We start from the raw sequence: 17,250 nt of genomic DNA, 5'->3' as shown, positions 1-17,250 counted from the left end.
CACGGCAGGCGAGGAGGAGCGGCGATGAAGGCGCTGACCTGGCACGGCAAGGCCGACGTCCGCGTGGACACCGTCGCGGACCCGGTGATCAAGGACCCCGCGGACGTGATCGTCAAGGTGACGACCACCGGCTTGTGCGGTTCCGACCTGCACCTCTACCAGGTGTTCGGACCGTTCCTCGACGCGGGCGACATCCTCGGCCACGAGCCGATGGGCATCGTCGAGGAGACCGGACCGGAGGTCACCGCCGTCCGCCCCGGCGACCGGGTCGTGGTCCCCTTCAACGTGTCCTGCGGCACCTGCTACATGTGCGGCCGGGGCCTGCATTCGCAGTGCGAGACCACCCAGGTCCACGAACACGACAAGGGCGCCGCGCTCTTCGGCTACACCAAGCTCTACGGGCAGGTGCCCGGCGGACAGGCCGAGTACCTGCGGGTGCCCTTCGGCAACACCCTGCCCGTCAAGGTCCCCGAGGGACCCCCGGACGACCGCTTCGTCTACCTCTCCGACGTGCTCCCCACGGCCTGGCAGGCCGTCCAGTACGCCGACGTCCCCCCGGGAGGCAGCCTCGCCGTGCTGGGCCTGGGCCCCATCGGCGACATGTGCACCCGCGTGGCCGCCCACCTCGGGATCGAGACGGTGATCGGCGTCGACCTCGTCCCCGAACGCCTGGACCGCGCACGCCGGCACGGCGTCCACACCCTCGCCCTCGGCAAGAACGAGGACGTCGTGGCCGCCGTCCGGGACCTCACCGACGGCCGGGGACCGGACGCGGTCATCGACGCCGTGGGCCTGGAGGCGCACGGCGCGCCCGTGGCCGCCGGAGCCCAGACGCTGACCGGGCTGCTGCCGGACGCCCTCGCGGCCCGCCTGATGAAGCGCGCCGGAGTGGACCGGCTGTCGGCCCTCTACCTGGCCATCGAACTGGTCCGCCGCGGCGGGACCATCTCCCTCTCGGGGGTCTACGGAGGCATGGCCGACCCGCTCCCGATGCTGACCCTGTTCGACAAGCAGGTCCAGCTGCGCATGGGACAGGCCAACGTGCGGCGCTGGATCCCGGACCTCCTGCCGCTGGTCACCGACGGGGACCCGCTGGGCGTCGACGACTTCGCCACCCACCGGCTCCCCCTGGACGAGGCCCCGGCGGCGTACGAGATGTTCCAGAAGAAGCAGGACGGAGCGGTGAAGGTGCTCTTCGCCCCCTGAGGCCCGCCCTTCTCGCCCGCTCAGCCGGCGGGCAGGCGCATACCGAGCCGGGCGCCCAGGGCGCGGGCGGTGGTGCGCACTTCCTCACCCGTCTCGCCGTCGGCGACGGCGCCGAGGACGGCCAGGGCCAGCACGGCCTCCCGGTAGGTGAGCATCGGCAGCCGCTCGGGCCCGGAGTCGGCGTCCGCGTCGAACTCCTCGGCCACGATGTCGGTGTAGAGATCGTCAAGTGTCACACGGTGCCCAACGCGCGGGCCGCCCCGTCGGTTACCCCCTTGACCTCCACCGCGCTTGAGGTGTGAGGCTGCTCCCCATGACCACGCAATCCCCCTCCCGCGCGGCGGACACCGAAGCGATCGGCCGGCTCGTCGCCACCGTCGAGCGCTCCCAGCAGAACAAGGACCCCGAGGAGTTCCTCGCCCTCTTCCACCCCGACGCGATCTGGACCACGGCCCACGGCCACGTCCTCATCGGCCTCGACGCCATCGCGGAGTTCACCCGCGCCGTCCTGCCCGCCGCGAGCTGGGACGGCAAGGTCACCTACACGGTGGAGCACGTGCTCTTCATCCGCCCCGACGTCGCCGCGGTCAAGGTCCGTCAGCGGTACCTGTCCCCGGGGCAGGAGAGCGAGGGCGCTCCCCTGTACGTGCTCTCGAAGCAGGCCGACGGCCGCTGGCTGCTGACGGCCTGCCAGAACACGGCGGTGGCCGGGTGAGCGGGCCGGTGGGCGGGGCGCTGCACCACGTCGAGATCTGGGTGCCCGACCTGGAGCGGGCCGCCGGATCCTTCGGCTGGCTGCTGGAAGCGCTGGGCTACACACCGTTCCAGAGCTGGGGCGACGGCCGGAGCTGGCGGCTCGGCGACACGTACCTGGTCTTCGAGCGGTCCCCCGCCCTCACCGCCGGGGAACACGACCGGTGCCGGCCCGGGCTGAACCATCTGGCCTTCCACGTCGCGGACCGCCCCACCGTGGACGACCTGGCCCGCCGAGCGGTGCGGCACGGCTGGACCCTGATGTTCCCCGACCGCCACCCGCACGCGGGCGGCCGGCGGACCTACGCCGCCTACCTGGAGAACACGGACGGCTTCGAGGTGGAACTCGTCGCCTCCGGTGAACCGGCGCCCGGTGCACCCGCCTGATCCGGTACCGCCCGGTCAAGGGCCGGGCGCGCCGCGCCCACCCGTGGGTGAACCGCCGCCAAGATCGCCCCCCGGCGCCGCCCCCGGCCCCAGACTGGCCCCGCCGAGCCCCGGCCGGCCGGGGCTCCACCGGGTAGAGAAGGCGACGCAACCATGGCGAACGGCACGGTCCTGCTGGCACTGCGCGAAGACCCCCTCGGCGGCGGGGTGAGCGCCGAACAACTGCGCCGCATCGGCAAGGAACTCCAGGAGCGCGGACTGGAGCTGCGCCGGGCGGCCGACGCCCGGGACGCCCGGGCGATGCTCCAGACCGAGGCGGGGATCGCCGCCGCGGTGGTGGCCTGGGACCTGCCTCGCGCCCGCACCGACGGCACGTCCCCGGGAGCCGTGGAGCTGCCCACCGGAGGGGCCGAGGTCCTGGACCGGATCCGGCACCGCTTCAAGGACCTCCCCGTCTTCCTCCTGATGACCGACAGCTCCGACCACGACCTGGAGCACCTGCCGCTGTGGGTCTCGGAGACCGTCGTCGGCTACATCTGGCCGCTGGAGGACACCCCCGCCTTCATCGCCGGCCGGGTCGCGGCCGCCGCCCGCACCTACACGAAGGAACTCCTCCCGCCGTTCTTCCGCGCCCTGCGCCGCTTCGACGACGCCCACGAGTACTCCTGGCACACCCCGGCCCACTCCGGCGGCGTCGCGTTCCTGAAGTCCCCGGCGGGCCGCGCCTTCTTCGACTACTACGGTGAGCGGCTGTTCCGCACCGACCTGTCCATCTCGGTGGGCGAACTCGGATCCCTCTACGAGCACACCGGGCCCATCGGCGAGGCCGAACGCAACGCCGCCCGCGTCTTCGGCGCCGAGCGCACCTACTTCGTCCTGCACGGGGACTCCACCTGCAACCGTATGGTGGGCCACTTCAGCGTCACCTCCGACGAGATCGCACTCGTCGACCGCAACTGCCACAAGTCCGTGCTGCACAGCCTGGTCGTCTCCGGTGCCCGCCCGGTCTACCTCGTACCCACCCGCAACGGGTACGGCCTGGCCGGACCGGTGCCGCCCACCGCCACCGCCCCGGACGCGGTCGCCGCCCGGATCGCCGCCAACCCCCTCGCCGCCGGGGCCGTCTCGGCGGACGCCCAGTACGCCGTCCTCACCAACTCCACCTACGACGGCCTGTGTTACGACACCGTCGCCGCCGCCCGGGCCCTCGCGCCGAGCACACCCCGGCTGCACTTCGACGAGGCGTGGTTCGCCTACGCCCGCTTCCACCCCCTGTACCAGGGCCGGTACGGGATGGCGGTGGGCCCGGAGACCTTCGAGGGCGCCGGCCGGCCGACGGTGTTCGCCACGCACTCCACGCACAAGCTGCTCGCCGCGCTCTCCCAGTGCGCCATGGTCCACGTCCGGCCCGCGCCCCGCGCGCCCGTCGAACACGACCGGTTCAACGAGGCGTTCATGATGCACGGCACCACCTCCGCCTTCTACCCCGCCATCGCCTCCCTCGACGTGGCGACGGCCATGATGGACGGTCCGCAGGGCCGGTGGCTGATCGACGAGGCCGTCACCGAGGCGGTCCGGTTCCGGCAGGCCGTCGTCCGCACCGGCCGCCGGATCGCCGCCGCCGGCGACCGGCCCGACTGGTTCTTCGGCGTCTGGCAGCCCGACGAGGTCACCGACCCCGCCACCGGCACCCGCCTCGCCTTCGCCGACGCACCCACCGCCCTGCTGGCCGCCGAGCCCGCCTGCTGGCAGCTCGAACCCGGCGCCGCCTGGCACGGGTTCCCGGACCTGACCGACGGCTACGCCCTCCTGGACCCCGTCAAGGTCACCCTCACCTGCCCCGGTGTGACCGCCACCGGTCAGACCCGGCCGTGGGGCATCCCCGCCCGGATCCTCACCGAGTACCTCGCCACCCGGGGCATCGTGGTCGAGAAGACCGACAGCTACAGCACGCTCATCCTGTTCTCCATGGGCATCACCAAGGGCAAGTGGGGCACCCTCATGGACGCCCTGATGGACTTCAAGGCCCTCTACGACACCGACGCCCCGCTCGACCGGGTCCTGCCGGCCCTCACCGCGCGGCACCCCGGCCGCTACCGCGACACCACCCTGCGCGACCTGTGCGCCCGGATGCACGCCCACCTCACCGAGGGCGCCTTCATCGAGGCCCTCGACGAAGCCTTCCAGGACCTTCCCGAACCCGTCCACCCGCCCCGCCACTGCTACCAGCGGCTCATCCGCGGCGGCACCGAACGCCTGCGGCTCGCCGACGCCGCCCACCGGGTCGCGGCCGCCATGGTGGCCGTCACCCCGCCCGGCATCCCGGTCCTGATGCCCGGCGAGTCCCTGGGCGCCCCGGACGGCCCGCTGCTGCGCTACCTCGGCGCCCTGGAGGCGTTCGACCGCGCCTTCCCCGGCTTCGGCAGCGAGGCCCACGGGGTCACCGTCGACCCGGAGACGGGCGACTACCTCATCGAATGCCTCCGCGCGCCGGCGGGGTGACCGTCCGGCGTCGGGCCGCGTCCGGCACGTGGAATCCGGCGCCCGCGGGATACAACCGTCGTTGCCGGGGCACGTGAGACGCGCGGGGCGCACCAGCCCGGCCGCGGTCCGCCCGCCACGGGCGCGCACCGCAGGTAGGACGGCGAAGAAAGGAACGTGACGGGCATGCGCAGCGTAGGCGTGGAGGAGGAGCTGCTGCTGGTCGATCCCGGCACGGGGGAGCCGCTCGCACTCTCGGCCGCGGTGATGTCGGCCGCCTCCCGTGAGGGCAGCACGGAGAACGGCGAGGCCGGGGGCGCCCTGGAGTCCGAGCTCAAGTGCGAGCAGTTGGAGTTCTCCACCCGTCCCGTCCTGCGGATGGGGGAGCTCGCCGAGGAGATCGTCCGCTGGCGCGGCGAGGCGGCACGGCACGCCGCCGACGCGGGCGGCGCCATCGCCGCGCTGGCCACCTCCCCGCTGCCCGTCCGGCCGTCGACGATGCCGGGCGAGCGCTACCACTGGGTGACCAGCCAGTTCGGGCTGACCGCCCAGGAGCAGCTCACCTGCGGCTGCCACGTCCACGTCTCCGTCGACTCGGACGAGGAGGGCGTCGCCGTCCTGGACCGGGTCCGTCCCTGGCTGCCGGTCCTGACCGCCCTCAGCGCCAACTCGCCGTTCTGGCAGGGCCAGGACAGCGCGTACGCCAGCTACCGCAGCCGCGTGTGGAACCGGCTGCCCTCCGCCGGCCCCACCGAGGTCTTCGGCAGCGCCGAGCGCTACCACCAGCAGGTGGGCGACATGCTCGCCACCGGCGTCCTGCGCGACCACGGCATGATCTACTTCGACGCCCGGCTCTCCGCCAGCTACCCGACGGTCGAGATCCGCGTCGCCGACGTCTGCCTCGAACCGGACACCCCCGTCCTGCTCGCCGCCCTCACCCGCGCCCTGGTGGAGACCGCCGCCCGCGACTGGCGCGCCGGCCGGCCGCCGGCCCGCATCGGTCTCGGCCTGCTGCGCCTGGCCGCCTGGCAGGCGGCCAAGTCGGGCCTGGACGGCCCCCTCCTGGACCCGCGCAGCATGAGCCCCGCCCCGGCGCCGGAGGTCCTGGACGTACTGCTGGAGCACGTACGGGAGGCCCTCGAGGACTACGGCGACCTCGACCTCGTCCGCGCGGGCCTCACCCGTCACCTCGAACGGGGCAACGGCGCCCGCATCCAGCGGCGCATCCTGCACACCACCGGCGACCTGCGCGCGGTGGTGGCCGAATGCGCCCGCCTGACCACCGGCCTCCGGGACTGACGCACCGCCGCCGGGGGTCCGGTCAGTCCGTCCGGCGCAGGCGCGGGCGGCCCGGCAGCCGGAACGTACGCAGGGCGATGCGGGCGGCGTTGGCCCCGGGCGCCCCGTGGACCCCGCCGCCCGGATGCGCCGTGGCGGAGGCGAGGTAGAGGCCGGCCACCGGCGTGGCCGGCCGGCCGGTGCCCGGAGTGGGCCGGAAGAACAGCTGCTGGTGCAGGCTGGTCGTGCCCTGGTTGACGGCCCCGCCGACCAGGGCCGGATTGAGGCGTTCGAGGTCGGGCGGGGCCAGCACCCGGCGGGCGCGGACCGTACCGGCGAACCCGGGGGCGTACCGCTCGATCTGCGCCTCGATCCGGTCGGCGATCGCCTCCTTCTCCCGCTCGTCCCACCGGCCCGTGATCCCGGCGCCGCCCGCGTCGCCGGTGATGTGCTGGGGGACGTGCGTGTACGCCCAGGCGGATTCGGTGCCCGTGGGGGAGCGGCTCGCGTCCGCTGTGGTCATCTGCCCGAGGATCACGAACGGGACGGCGGGGACCTGGCGCATGGCGATCTGGGCGGCGAAGAGCGTCAGCTCGTCCACCCCCTCGGCGAGGTGCACCGTCCCGGCGCCGGCCGGCCCCTCGGCGGCCCAGGGCACCGGCCGGGACAGGGCCCAGTCGACCTTCACGGTGGAGAAGTCCCACTGGAAGCGCCGCAGGTCCTCGCGCAGCCGGCCGGGCAGGTGCTCGGGGCGCAGCAACCGCCCGTACAGCAGCGGCGCCGGCACGGCCGCCAGTACGGCCCGCCGCGCCGCGACCTCGGTACCGTCGGCCGTACGGACCCCCACCGCCCGCCCCCGGCGCACCAGCACCTCGGCGGCGGCCTGACCGCAGCGCACCACCCCGCCGTGGGCCTGGAGCCGCCGTACGAGGGCGTCGGTCAGCGTCTGCGCGCCGCCCCGGGGCACGGGGAAGCCGTGGGCCTGCCCGAGCATGCACATCAGCCAGCCGAAGCCGCCGCCGAGGGCGGACTCGGGCGTCAGGTCGGCGTGCAGGGCGTTGCCCGCGATCAGCAGCCGGCCGCCGGCGCCCGCGAACTCCTCCTCGCCGAACCGCCGCGCCGGCAGGAGCATCCTGCGCGCCACCCGCACCGCCTCGGCGTACCCCAGCCGCAGCGCCAGCCTCCCGCCCGCACGGACCGGCGGGAACGGGGTGAACAGACAGTCCGTCAGGTCCGCGCCGATCCGCCGCCACAGCCCGTACAGCCGCAGCCAGGCGTCCCCGTCCCCGGGCGCGAACCGCTCCAGGGACTGGGCCGTCTCCTGCGGGCCCGAGCCCAGGACGGCGCAGCGGCCGTCCGTCAGCGGATGGGCGAGGACGGCCGGGGCGCGGCTCCAGCGCAGCCCGTGCTCCTCCAGCCGCAGGCCCCTGATCACCGGTGAGGCCGCCGCCAGCGGGTAGAACGCGCTGAACATGTCGTGGACGAAGCCCGATGCCAGGCCCTCATCGCTGCGTACGGCCCCGCCGGGGGACGGCCCGGCCTCCAGTACGACGACCTGCCATCCGGCGTCGGCCAGCAGGTTCGCGGCGACCAGGCCGTTGGGGCCGGCGCCGATGACGACCGCGTCAGGACCGGCCACGGCCGTCACCGTCACGGCCGTGGTCACCGTCCTCGCACTGGCGCGCCAGGCGCGCCAGCAGCAGCCGGTGGCGTACCTGCGCCACGGCGTCGACGGCCGCGTGGTGGAAGGACCAGCCCCGGCCGCGCAGCGGGTGCTCGTCCACGACGACCAGGGTGTCCTCGCCCCAGGGCCGTACCTCGAAGGCGATCCGCGCGCTGGCGCGGCCGGCGACGGCCTCCAGTTCCAGCCGGTCCGGCGCCTCGTTCACGCGGACGACCGTCTCGCCCCGGTACACGAGCGGGCCCAGCTTGACCTGGTAGTTCAGCTTGGAGCCCTCCTCCGGCCAGCGGCCGTCGGCCTCCTGCGACCGATGTGCGCCGACCACCCACTTCGCGTACCGGTCGCCGTCCTCCAGGACCTCCCACACCCGCTCCGGGGTCGCCCGGACCAGCCGGTGCTGCAACGCCATGGCTGCCTCCCTCGTCGTCAGCGGTTCCGCCCGCGTCTACCCCCGCCGCCCGCGCTCCACGCCGGCCCGCGGGGGGTGTGGGAGCGCCGGGGGAGGACGGCGCGCAGCACGGCCAGGAGCGACGCGGCCGCCGCCGCCCGGCGGGCCGCCGTCCGAGGTCCGCCGTGCCGCCCCCCGTGCACGGCGGCCCCCTGGCCGGAGGGGGCGTAGAGCGTCCCGGAGGTGTCCGGCGTCCCGCCGCCGGGGCCGAGGTACGCCCGGTCCGTCCGCCACGCCACCGCCCGTCGCACCGGCCGGGGCGCCAGGATCCGCGCACCGGTGAGCAGCCGGGCGTACGGGCCCACCAGGACCCGCTCCCGGGGCCGGCGCGCGGTGCGTACGACGGCCCGTGCGACCCGCTCGGGCGTCGCCACCGGGGGCAGGGAACGCAGCCCGCGGCCGCTGTGGTCGGCCGCGTTCCGGAAGAACGGCGTGTCCACCCCGGCGGGCAGCACCGTGCAGACCTTGATCCCCCGCTCGCCCAGCAGGGCGAGCTCCTCCCGCAGCACCTCGTCGAAGGCGGCCAGCGCGGCCTTGGACATGACGTAGCCGGCCATATAGGGGGCGGTGATCCGGCCGCCGAGCAGCGAGCCGATGTCGATGAGCACCCCGTGCCCCTGCCGCCGCATGACCGCGAGGGCGGCCCGGGCCCCGTTGACGGCGCCGAGCAGGTTGACGTCGAGCAGCCGCCGGAGGTCGCGTACGGGTACCTGGTCGAACCGCCCCAGGATCCCCACGCCCGCCCCGTTGACCCAGACGTCGATGCGCCCGAAGCGGGCGACGGCCGCCTGCGCCAGCGCCCGCACCGCCTGCTCGTCGGTGACGTCCACCCGCTGGACCAGGGCCTGACCGCCACGCCGCCGGCACTGCGCGGCCACGGCCTCCAGCGGGAGCCCGCTGCGGGCCGCCAGTACCACGCGAGCCCCGCGCCGGGCGCAGGCCACGGCGGTGGCCCGGCCGATCCCGCTGGAGGCTCCGGTGATCACGACGACCATGCCGCGCGTCTTCATCCCCTGCCTCTGACCGCTTCCGGCCCGTTCATGCCCCCCGGCGTCCTCAGGCTCGGGCCGGGCCGGCCGCCGGGGGACCCTGCTCCGTCAGGCCGTTCGCGGACAGCGGGACGGCGACCTCCTCCAGGGACCGCCGCTCGGCGTCGACCCCCCAGCGGAAGGCGGTCAGCCCGCCCAGGACCATGAGCACGCCGCCGACGGCGTACCCGGCGAACACCCGCCAGGGGTCGGAGCCGCCGCCGATGAGGGTGGCGAACAGCCAGGGGGCGACGACACCGCCGAAGAGCATGGAGAGGGCGAAGAAGAACGAGATGGCCTGCGCCCGCATCTCCACCGGGAAGACCTCGCTCACCGTCAGGTACGCCGAGGAGGCGGCGGCCGAGGCGATGAAGAAGATCACACACCACAGCAGCGTCTGCGTGACGGCGCTCAGCAGCCCTTCGGCGAACAGCCAGCCGGTGACCAGCAGCAGCACCCCGGAGACGCAGTAGGTCGTCCCGATCATCCGGCGCCGGCCCAGGGAGTCGAAGTACCGGCCGAGCACCAGCGGGCCCACCAGGTTGCCCACGGCGAAGGGGAAGATGAAGTAGGCGACCGCCCCGTCGCGGATGTCGTAGAACTCGGCGAGGATCAGCGAGTAGGTGAAGAAGATCGCGTTGAAGAGGAACGACTGCGTCACCATGAGCATGAACCCGAGGACCGAGCGCTTGCGGTAGTCGCGGAACAGGATCCGGGCGAGCTCCCGGTAGCCGACGGGCGGACGCCGCCGGTACTCCATCGCCCGGCTCTCCGGCACCGGCTCCAGCCGGGCGCCGCCGCGTTCCACCTTCTCCTCGATCTCGGTGACGATCCGTTCGGCCTCCTCGGGCCTGCCGTGCGTGAGCAGCCAGCGGGGGCTCTCCGGAAGGTTGCGCCGCAGCCCCCAGATGGCCGCGCCGATCGCGGGCCCGACGAGCAGGCCGAGGCGCCAGCCGATGTCGAGGCCGAACAGGTGCGGGTTGAGGAAGAGCAGGTTCGAGGCCGCCCCGATCATCGCGCCCAGCCAGTACGTGGAGTTGACGGCGAGGTCGGCGTGGCCGCGGTGGCGGCTGGGGATCAGCTCGTCGATGGCCGAGTTCAGCGCCGCGTACTCACCGCCGATCCCGGTTCCGGCGATGAAGCGGGTGACGGCGAAGAAGGCGAACCCCGGTGCCACGGCGGTGAGCGCGTTGCCCAGCAGGTAGACGCCGAGGGTGACGATGAACAGCTTGCGGCGTCCCAGCCGGTCGGCCAGCCGGCCGAAGACCAGGGCGCCGACCACTTCGCCGAGCAGGTAGATGCTGGCGGTCATCCCCACCTGGGACGAGGTCAGGCCCAGCGTGTGCTGGTCCCGCAGCCGGTCGGCGATCGAGCCGGCGATGGTGATCTCGATCCCGTCCAGCACCCAGGTGATGCCCAGCGCGATCACCACCCGCCAGTGGAAACCGCTCCAGGGCAGCCGGTCCAGCCGCTGCGGCACGGTGCTCCGGACGGATCCGGTCCCTCGTAGCGTGCCCACCGGATGCGCCGTCATGGCAACCTCCCCGCAGTTCGTACGGCCCGCCGTGACCCCACCGTCACGACGCCGCGACCGCGCGTGTGCCCCGTCCGCCCTCCGTCAATCCCCAGGTCATCCGGCTGGCGGACCGGCCCCGTCAGGACGTTCGAACAGGCGTATTCCGGGTAGGACGGTCTGTCCCGGCACCGAGCCGTGCGCCCGTGGTCGCGGGGCCCGGCCAGGAGGGCGGCGAGAGCGATGTCACAGTGCAAGATCCCCGACTACCGCAGCGGCCACCGCGGCCGGCACTGGACCCATGCCCTGCGCAGCGCCCAGAAGGCCGGGGCGGTCGTCGTCACGGACGAGACCGGCGAAGCGGTCCGCTACGCCGCCGAGCCCGGCGGCCCGGGGCGCTTCCGCCCCTGGGTGACGGAGGCTGGCGTGCGCTACGACAGCCACGAGGTGCATCCCGAGTGGTGACCCCGTCCCCACCGACGGCGTGTCAGCTTGCCGTTCGGGGGCAAGCGCGTCCACATGACTGCGCATACGACCGACGTGTCCGCCTGGGCCGTTCAGTCCGCCCCGGCCTGGCTGCACCTGCTGGTGATCGCCTTCGCCCTGCTCGTCCTGGTGACCACGCTGACGCGGGACAGGCGGTAGCCCCGTGTTCTTCCTGGCGCTGCTCGTACCGCCCCTGCTGATGGGCGCCCTCATCGGACTCGCCCGCTACGAGGAGTACATGCTGGGCCCCGCGGGCGGGAGCCGGCCGGCCCCGGAGCCGCAGCGGGCGGACGACCGGCACCGGTCCCCGGGCCGGGGCCGCCGACGGGCCCGCCGCCGAGGCGCTCCGGTCCCCGTAGGGGCCAGGCTCCGCCCGCCCGCCGGCCGCCACCGTTCCCTGGACCCGCGCCCCTGAACCACCGCTCCCTGCCTGCGCTCCTGAACGACGCCGGGCCGGCCCGGCGTCGGAGCCGCCCGAGGCCGGCTCAGTGGCCGGTGGCCGTGCCCGCGATCAGGCGGGACGAGTCGATCTCCGCCCACACCACCTTGCCGTGCCCGTCCGCCTCGGAGCCCCAGCGGTCGCACAGCCGGTCGATGATGTTGAGCCCATGACCGCCCGGGATGCCCCGCCGAGGCGAGGGGTCGCGGCGCGGCAGGGCCGTGGAACCGTCGAACACCTCGATCCGCAGGACGTCGCCGCTGGTCAGGACGAGCTGGAGGCAGCCGCCCGCGTGCAGGTTGGCGTTGGTCACCAGTTCCGAGACGACGAGCAGGGCGTCGTCCGCGGTCTCGGTCGCGTCCCACCCCCAGTCGGCCAGCGCCCGGCGCGTGAAATCGCGGCCCTTGGCGACCTGACCCCGGGCACCGGCCAGGCCCAGCTGGCGGCGCTGACGCGCCGCCGCCGGCTGCGGAGGATGGCCGGTCGGCGATCCGCTGCTCATCACTGTGGCCTCACCCTCACCGTTGCATGGCTCTCGTCTCGTGGCGACCGCAAGGGTCCCGGCTGTCATCCGTCTCTCTCCGGACCGTACGAACATGCCCCCGGTCCGGCCGGGGACACCCGGCAGGCCGGTTTCGGGGCGCTTCGAGTGCCGGACAGTGTACGGGGCCGCGCTGTCACTCCGCGGCCAGGCCGGCGAGCCGATGCCCTCACGGGCACGGCGACAGGTGTGACGCCGGCCACCTAGGAGGCCAGCATGCCCTCACGCAGCCGGCTCAGGGTGCGCGAGAGCAGCCGGGAGACCTGCATCTGCGAGATGCCGAGCGCGGCGCCGATTTCCGACTGGGTCTTGTCCTGGCCGAAGCGCATGCTCAGGATCTGCCGGTCCCGGGGATCGAGCTCCTTCAGCAGGGGAGCGAGGGTGTGGAACTCCTCGAACAGTTCCATGGCGGGGTCCGTGTCGCCCAGCCGGTCCGCCAGGGCGCGCGTGGGGCGGCCCGCGCCCTGGGTCTCGTCCGCCTCGCAGGCCAGGTCCAGGGAGCCGCTGGTGTAGCCGTTCGCGGCGACCATGCCGTCCACCACCTCGTCCTCGGGCAGGCCCAGGTGCCCGGCGAGCTCCTTGACCGTCGGGGCGCGGCGGAGCGTGTCGGTGAGGACCTCCTGGGCCTTGGCGAGCTCCGTGCGCAGTTCCTGCAGGCGGCGCGGGACGTGGACGGCCCAGGTGGTGTCGCGGAAGTGCCGCTTGATCTCACCGGTGATGTACGGGAGCGCGAGGGTGGAGAACTCCACCTCGCGGTCGGGGTCGTAGCGGTCGATGGCCTTGATCAGGCCGATGGTGCCGACCTGCACGATGTCGTCCATCTCCACCCCGCCCCCGGCCGCCCGGGACCGGAAGCGGCGCGCCGCGAACCGCACGAGGGAGAGATTCATCTCGATCAGGGTGTTGCGGACGTACTGGTACTCCCGCGTGCCCTCCTCCAGGGCCCGCAGCCGCGCCAGGAACAGCCGTGACAGCTCCCGCGCGTCGGCGGGAGAGACCTCCCGCGCGTGGGGAACCGGCGGAAGGGCTTCCGCGGACGGCTCCCTCCCCACGGCCGGCGGGCAGGCCGGAGCCCGGTGGTCGGTGGTGCGAACGGGGTGTGCGACTGCGGCCGGACGAGGCATGGTGGACGTCCCCTCCCTGTGGTCGATTGCTGCCGCCGCCGCTCATGCCCAGGCATTCCGGTCGTACACCTCCGACTTTCAGCGGATTCCGTTTGCGGGGTGCCGGGCGGCGGAAGGCCCGGGCGGTGCGCCCTGCCCGGAGGAGCGACCGTGCATACTCCATTGCGGAACCCGTACGGCGACATCCGGGGAGGCGGACATGGCGGGAGCAGAGGACGTGCACGGCGACGGAGTGGTCGAGGACGGGTATCAGGCCGGCGGCGGCTGGGTCGTGACGGCCCGCGGAGAGCTGGACCAGGACACCCTGGGGCCGCTGGAGCAGGCGCTGACCACCGCCGCCGACCGGTATCGCGTGGTGGTCCTGGACGCCGGTGGCATCACCTTCGGCGACTCCTCGTTCCTCAATCTGCTGCTGCGCGTGCACCGCACGACCGCGTTGCGGATCGCGGCCCCGGGCCAGCAACTGCGCCGTCTGTTCGCCCTGACGGGTGCGGACACGATCCTCTCGCTGCACCCGGGCGTCCAGGAGGCGCTTGGCGGGTGATGGCCGCCGGTTCCTCCGACGGGGGTTAGCCTTCCCCCCGTCAGGACGGCGAGAGTGAGGGTGGGCAATGGCTGAGCGGACTGGCGCGGTGGCGGCGGGCGGAGCGCCGGCGGTACCGCGCGAGGGCGGCATCACCGAGTCGGACCTGCGCCTGCTGCTGGCGGGGCTGACGGCCGTCCGCGACGGGGATTTCCGTACGCGGCTGCCCGACGGGGAGGACGGTCTCCTCGGGGAGATCGCCACCGTCTTCAACGGGATGGCCAACCAGCTGTCGCTGTTCACCTCCGAGGTGACGAGAGTGGCCCGCGAGGTCGGCACGGAGGGGGCGCTGGGAGGCCAGGCGGACGTTCCCGGGGTCGGCGGAGCCTGGCGGGACCTCACGGATTCGGTCAATTTCATGGCCGGTAACCTCACCGTCCAGGTGAGGTCCATCGCCCAGGTCGCCACGGCCGTCGCCAAGGGCGACCTCTCCCAGAAGATCACCGTCACCGCGCGCGGTGAGATCCTTGAGCTGAAGACCACGATCAACACCATGGTCGACCAGCTGTCCGCCTTCGCCGACGAGGTCACCCGTGTGGCCCGTGAGGTCGGCAGCGAGGGCCGGCTCGGCGGCCAGGCCGAGGTCGAAGGGGTCTCCGGCACCTGGAAGCGGCTCACCGAGAACGTCAACGAGCTCGCCGGGAACCTCACCCGTCAGGTACGCGCCATCGCCGCCGTCACCAGCGCCGTCGCCGAGGGAGACCTCACCCGCTCCATCACCGTCGAGGCCCCCGGCGAGATGGGCGACCTCAAGGACAACATCAACTCCATGGTCGGCTCCCTGCGGGAGACCACCCGCGCCAACCAGGAGCAGGACTGGCTCAAGACCAACCTGGCGCTGATCTCCGGCCTGATGCAGGGCCACCGCGACCTCGCCGTCGTCGCCGAACTCGTCATGGACGAGCTCACCCCGCTGGTCGCGGCCCAGTACGGGGCCTTCTACCTGGCGGAGGACACCCCGCAGGGCACGATGCTCACCCTCGTCGGCTCCTACGGCCGCTCCGCCGCCGACGGAGTGGCCGTGCGCTTCGCCCTCGGTGAGTCCCTCGTCGGGCAGGCGGCCCGCAGCCGCCGCACCATCGCCACCGACGAGGTCCCCGCCGACTACGTCATCTCCTCCGGCCTCGGCCGGACCACGCCGGGCAGCCTGATGATCCTGCCGATCGTCGTCGACGACCAGGTCCTCGGGGTGATCGAACTCGCCTCGTTCTCCGCCTTCACCCCCGTGCACCGTGACTTCCTCGGTCAGCTCATGGAGACCATCGGGGTCAACGTCAGCACGATCGTCGCCAACGCCCGCACCGACGAACTCCTCGGCGAGTCCCAGCGCCTGACCGCCGAACTCCAGGCCCGCTCCGCCGAACTCCAGGTACAGCAGGAGGAGTTGCAGCGCTCCAACGCCGAACTGGAGGAGAAGGCGGCCCTGCTGGCCAGCCAGAACCGCGACATCGAGGCGAAGAACCTCCAGATCGAGCAGGCCCGGCAGGAACTGGAGGACCGCGCCCAGCAGTTGTCGCTGGCCTCCAAGTACAAGTCGGAGTTCCTGGCGAACATGAGCCACGAGCTGCGCACCCCGCTCAACAGCCTGCTCATCCTGGCCCAGCTGCTGTCCCAGAACCCCACCCGCAACCTCACCCCCAAGCAGGTCGAGTACGCGGGCATCATCCACTCGGCCGGCTCCGACCTGCTCCAGCTCATCAACGACATCCTCGACCTCTCCAAGGTCGAGGCGGGCAAGATGGACATCCACCCCGAACGGGTCGACCTCCCGCAGCTGCTGGACTACGTCGAGGCCACCTTCCGCCCGATGACCACCCAGAAGAGCCTGGACTTCAAGGTCACCACCGCCCCCGACGCTCCCACCGCCCTGCTCACCGACGACTCCAGGCTCCGCCAGATCCTGCGCAACCTGCTCTCGAACGCCGTCAAGTTCACCGAGCGCGGCGGGGTCGAGCTCCGCATCGAACGGGCCTCCGACGCCGAGCTCCCGCCCGGGCTGCGCCACCGCGGCAGCATGACGGCCTTCCGCGTCCGCGACACCGGCATCGGCATCCCCGAACAGCAGCTGGAATCCGTCTTCGGCGCCTTCCAGCAGGCCGACGGCACCACCAGCCGCAAGTACGGCGGCACCGGCCTCGGCCTGTCCATCACCCGCGAGATCGCCCAGCTGCTGGGCGGAGCCGTGACGGCCGAGAGCACCCCCGGCCAGGGCAGCACCTTCACCCTCTACCTCCCCGTCAGCCACACCGACTTCGAGGAAGGCGCCGCGGCCCTCGACCCGGCCCCCGCCCCGGCCGCCCTCGGCGCCGGCCGCGCGGTCCCCGAGCCGCGGCGCGGCGCCGACGGCGACGCCCCCGGCGCGCGGCCCCGGCAGGACCGGCGCCTCCTCGTGATCGAGGAGCGGCCGAACGGCCTGCTCTCCCTCGTCGCCGAGAGCGCCGAACGCGACCTCGTACCGCGTCCGGGCAGGGCCGGGGAGCCCGCGGGCGTCCAGGTGGTCGGCGCCACCAGCTCCCGCGAGGCCGCCACCGTGCTGGCGTCCGAGCCGTTCCACTGCGTCGTCCTCGAACTCGGCATGTCCGGAGGCGAGGCCACCCGCTTCCTCGACGCCCTCGACGGGGACCCCGCGCTCGGCGCCCTGCCCGTCCTCGCCCACCACAACCCCCGCCTCGACGACGGCCGGGAACGGGCCCTGCGCGAGCGCGCCGCCTCCGGCCGCGTGGAGCTGCTGAGCAGCCTGGACGAGCTCCGTGAACGCATCGTCCTGCACCTGTCCGCCGACCGGCCCGGAGAGGTGCCACCGCTCGTGGACGGGGCGGCGCAGGGCGACCGGGCGCCCGGCACCCCCGACGGGGAGCTCGCGGGACGCACCGTCCTCGTCGTCGACGACGACGCCCGCAACCTCTACGCCCTCAGCGGCATCCTCGAACTGCACGGGCTGCGCGTCCTGCACGCCGAGGACGGCCGCAAGGGCATCGAGACCCTCACCCGCAACCCCGGCGTCGACCTCATCCTGATGGACGTGATGATGCCCGAGCTCGACGGATACGCCGCCACCGCGGAGATCCGCAGCATGCCCGAGTACGCGGGCCTGCCCATCATCGCCGTCACCGCCAAGGCGATGCCCGGGGACCGGGAGAAGAGCCTCGCCGCCGGGGCCAGCGACTACGTCACCAAGCCCGTGGACGCCGACGAGCTCATCAGCCGTGTCCGGCACTGGCTGACCGCCCCCGCCCGCCGCCACGAGGGGCCGGCCGCGCGGTGACCCTCCCCGACACCTCCCGCCACCCCGTGCAGCGCAC

Annotated in this window: 17 protein-coding genes; 10 read left to right on the top strand and 7 right to left on the bottom strand. The window is 73.6% G+C overall.

Going from position 1 to position 17,250, the window contains the following annotated elements; translation table 11 throughout:
* Nucleotides 1-24: 24 nt before the first annotated feature.
* A complete protein-coding gene (locus tag ABZ716_RS14155; protein WP_358958941.1) occupies nucleotides 25-1,206 on the top strand; it encodes a zinc-dependent alcohol dehydrogenase in 1,182 nt (393 codons plus the stop codon).
* Nucleotides 1,207-1,226: 20 nt separating this feature from the next.
* On the opposite strand, the gene ABZ716_RS14150 is transcribed toward ABZ716_RS14155, so the two are convergent.
* Nucleotides 1,227-1,442: a hypothetical protein gene (locus tag ABZ716_RS14150; RefSeq protein WP_358958939.1), complete on the bottom strand. Its 216-nt coding sequence runs from the start codon at nucleotides 1,440-1,442 to the stop codon at nucleotides 1,227-1,229.
* 77 nt (nucleotides 1,443-1,519) lie between these two features.
* Here ABZ716_RS14150 and ABZ716_RS14145 point away from each other — a divergent pair, with 77 nt between their 5' ends.
* The 4 genes from ABZ716_RS14145 to ABZ716_RS14130 all read left to right on the top strand — a co-directional run bounded on the left by ABZ716_RS14145 (nucleotide 1,520) and on the right by ABZ716_RS14130 (nucleotide 6,126).
* Nucleotides 1,520-1,921 carry an SgcJ/EcaC family oxidoreductase gene (locus ABZ716_RS14145; RefSeq protein ID WP_358810825.1) on the top strand — a complete coding sequence of 134 codons (402 nt, stop codon included), beginning with the start codon at nucleotides 1,520-1,522 and terminating at the stop codon, nucleotides 1,919-1,921.
* Nucleotides 1,918-2,346: a VOC family protein gene (locus ABZ716_RS14140; protein WP_358958937.1), complete on the top strand. Its 429-nt coding sequence runs from the start codon at nucleotides 1,918-1,920 to the stop codon at nucleotides 2,344-2,346. Before ABZ716_RS14145 ends, ABZ716_RS14140 begins: the two co-directional genes overlap by 4 nt.
* Before the next feature lie 153 nt (nucleotides 2,347-2,499).
* Nucleotides 2,500-4,848, top strand: a complete 2,349-nt coding sequence (locus ABZ716_RS14135) for an Orn/Lys/Arg decarboxylase N-terminal domain-containing protein (protein WP_358958934.1) — start codon at nucleotides 2,500-2,502, stop codon at nucleotides 4,846-4,848.
* A gap of 165 nt (nucleotides 4,849-5,013) precedes the next feature.
* Nucleotides 5,014-6,126 (top strand): glutamate--cysteine ligase, encoded by a 1,113-nt coding sequence (locus ABZ716_RS14130; protein WP_358810828.1) that lies wholly within the window; start codon nucleotides 5,014-5,016, stop codon nucleotides 6,124-6,126.
* A gap of 22 nt (nucleotides 6,127-6,148) precedes the next feature.
* Here the strand turns inward: ABZ716_RS14130 and ABZ716_RS14125 are convergent, their stop codons facing one another.
* From ABZ716_RS14125 to ABZ716_RS14110, 4 genes are read right to left on the bottom strand one after another with little or no spacing between them, the layout of a single operon-like run.
* Entirely contained in the window at nucleotides 6,149-7,744 is a 1,596-nt protein-coding gene (locus ABZ716_RS14125; RefSeq protein WP_358958932.1) for an NAD(P)/FAD-dependent oxidoreductase, read from the bottom strand.
* Nucleotides 7,731-8,195: an SRPBCC family protein gene (locus ABZ716_RS14120; protein ID WP_358810830.1), complete on the bottom strand. Its 465-nt coding sequence runs from the start codon at nucleotides 8,193-8,195 to the stop codon at nucleotides 7,731-7,733. Before ABZ716_RS14120 ends, ABZ716_RS14125 begins: the two co-directional genes overlap by 14 nt.
* A 17-nt stretch (nucleotides 8,196-8,212) precedes the next feature.
* A complete protein-coding gene (locus tag ABZ716_RS14115; protein ID WP_358958930.1) occupies nucleotides 8,213-9,244 on the bottom strand; it encodes an SDR family NAD(P)-dependent oxidoreductase in 1,032 nt (343 codons plus the stop codon).
* 46 nt (nucleotides 9,245-9,290) lie between these two features.
* The gene (locus ABZ716_RS14110; RefSeq protein ID WP_358958927.1) at nucleotides 9,291-10,796 is read right to left on the bottom strand and encodes an MFS transporter; all 1,506 of its coding nucleotides are present in this window, start codon (nucleotides 10,794-10,796) and stop codon (nucleotides 9,291-9,293) included.
* 222 nt (nucleotides 10,797-11,018) lie between these two features.
* Here ABZ716_RS14110 and ABZ716_RS14105 point away from each other — a divergent pair, with 222 nt between their 5' ends.
* The 3 genes from ABZ716_RS14105 to ABZ716_RS14095 are packed head-to-tail and all read left to right on the top strand — an operon-like array spanning nucleotide 11,019 to nucleotide 11,676.
* Nucleotides 11,019-11,240, top strand: a complete 222-nt coding sequence (locus ABZ716_RS14105) for a hypothetical protein (protein WP_358810833.1) — start codon at nucleotides 11,019-11,021, stop codon at nucleotides 11,238-11,240.
* Nucleotides 11,241-11,294: 54 nt separating this feature from the next.
* On the top strand, nucleotides 11,295-11,420 hold the full coding sequence (locus ABZ716_RS14100) for a hypothetical protein (RefSeq protein ID WP_358810834.1): 126 nt from the start codon (nucleotides 11,295-11,297) through the stop codon (nucleotides 11,418-11,420).
* 4 nt (nucleotides 11,421-11,424) lie between these two features.
* The gene (locus ABZ716_RS14095; RefSeq protein ID WP_358958925.1) at nucleotides 11,425-11,676 is read left to right on the top strand and encodes a hypothetical protein; all 252 of its coding nucleotides are present in this window, start codon (nucleotides 11,425-11,427) and stop codon (nucleotides 11,674-11,676) included.
* A 70-nt stretch (nucleotides 11,677-11,746) separates the two neighbouring features.
* On the opposite strand, the gene ABZ716_RS14090 is transcribed toward ABZ716_RS14095, so the two are convergent.
* The gene (locus ABZ716_RS14090) at nucleotides 11,747-12,202 is read right to left on the bottom strand and encodes an ATP-binding protein (RefSeq protein ID WP_358810836.1); all 456 of its coding nucleotides are present in this window, start codon (nucleotides 12,200-12,202) and stop codon (nucleotides 11,747-11,749) included.
* A gap of 242 nt (nucleotides 12,203-12,444) precedes the next feature.
* Nucleotides 12,445-13,293 (bottom strand): SigB/SigF/SigG family RNA polymerase sigma factor, encoded by an 849-nt coding sequence (locus ABZ716_RS14085; protein WP_355969243.1) that lies wholly within the window; start codon nucleotides 13,291-13,293, stop codon nucleotides 12,445-12,447.
* A 271-nt stretch (nucleotides 13,294-13,564) separates the two neighbouring features.
* Between ABZ716_RS14085 and ABZ716_RS14080 the strand changes: the two genes are divergently transcribed.
* Nucleotides 13,565-13,909, top strand: coding sequence for an STAS domain-containing protein (locus ABZ716_RS14080; protein ID WP_358810837.1), 345 nt, complete (start codon nucleotides 13,565-13,567; stop codon nucleotides 13,907-13,909).
* A gap of 67 nt (nucleotides 13,910-13,976) precedes the next feature.
* Nucleotides 13,977-17,213, top strand: a complete 3,237-nt coding sequence (locus ABZ716_RS14075) for an ATP-binding protein (RefSeq protein ID WP_358958922.1) — start codon at nucleotides 13,977-13,979, stop codon at nucleotides 17,211-17,213.
* The last annotated feature ends 37 nt before the right edge of the window (nucleotides 17,214-17,250 follow it).

This window comes from Streptomyces sp. NPDC006687, assembly GCF_040636215.1.
GTDB lineage: Bacteria > Actinomycetota > Actinomycetes > Streptomycetales > Streptomycetaceae > Streptomyces.
The sequence above is the reverse complement of the archived record's forward strand: the minus strand, read 5'-3'. Positions and strand labels throughout refer to the sequence as shown.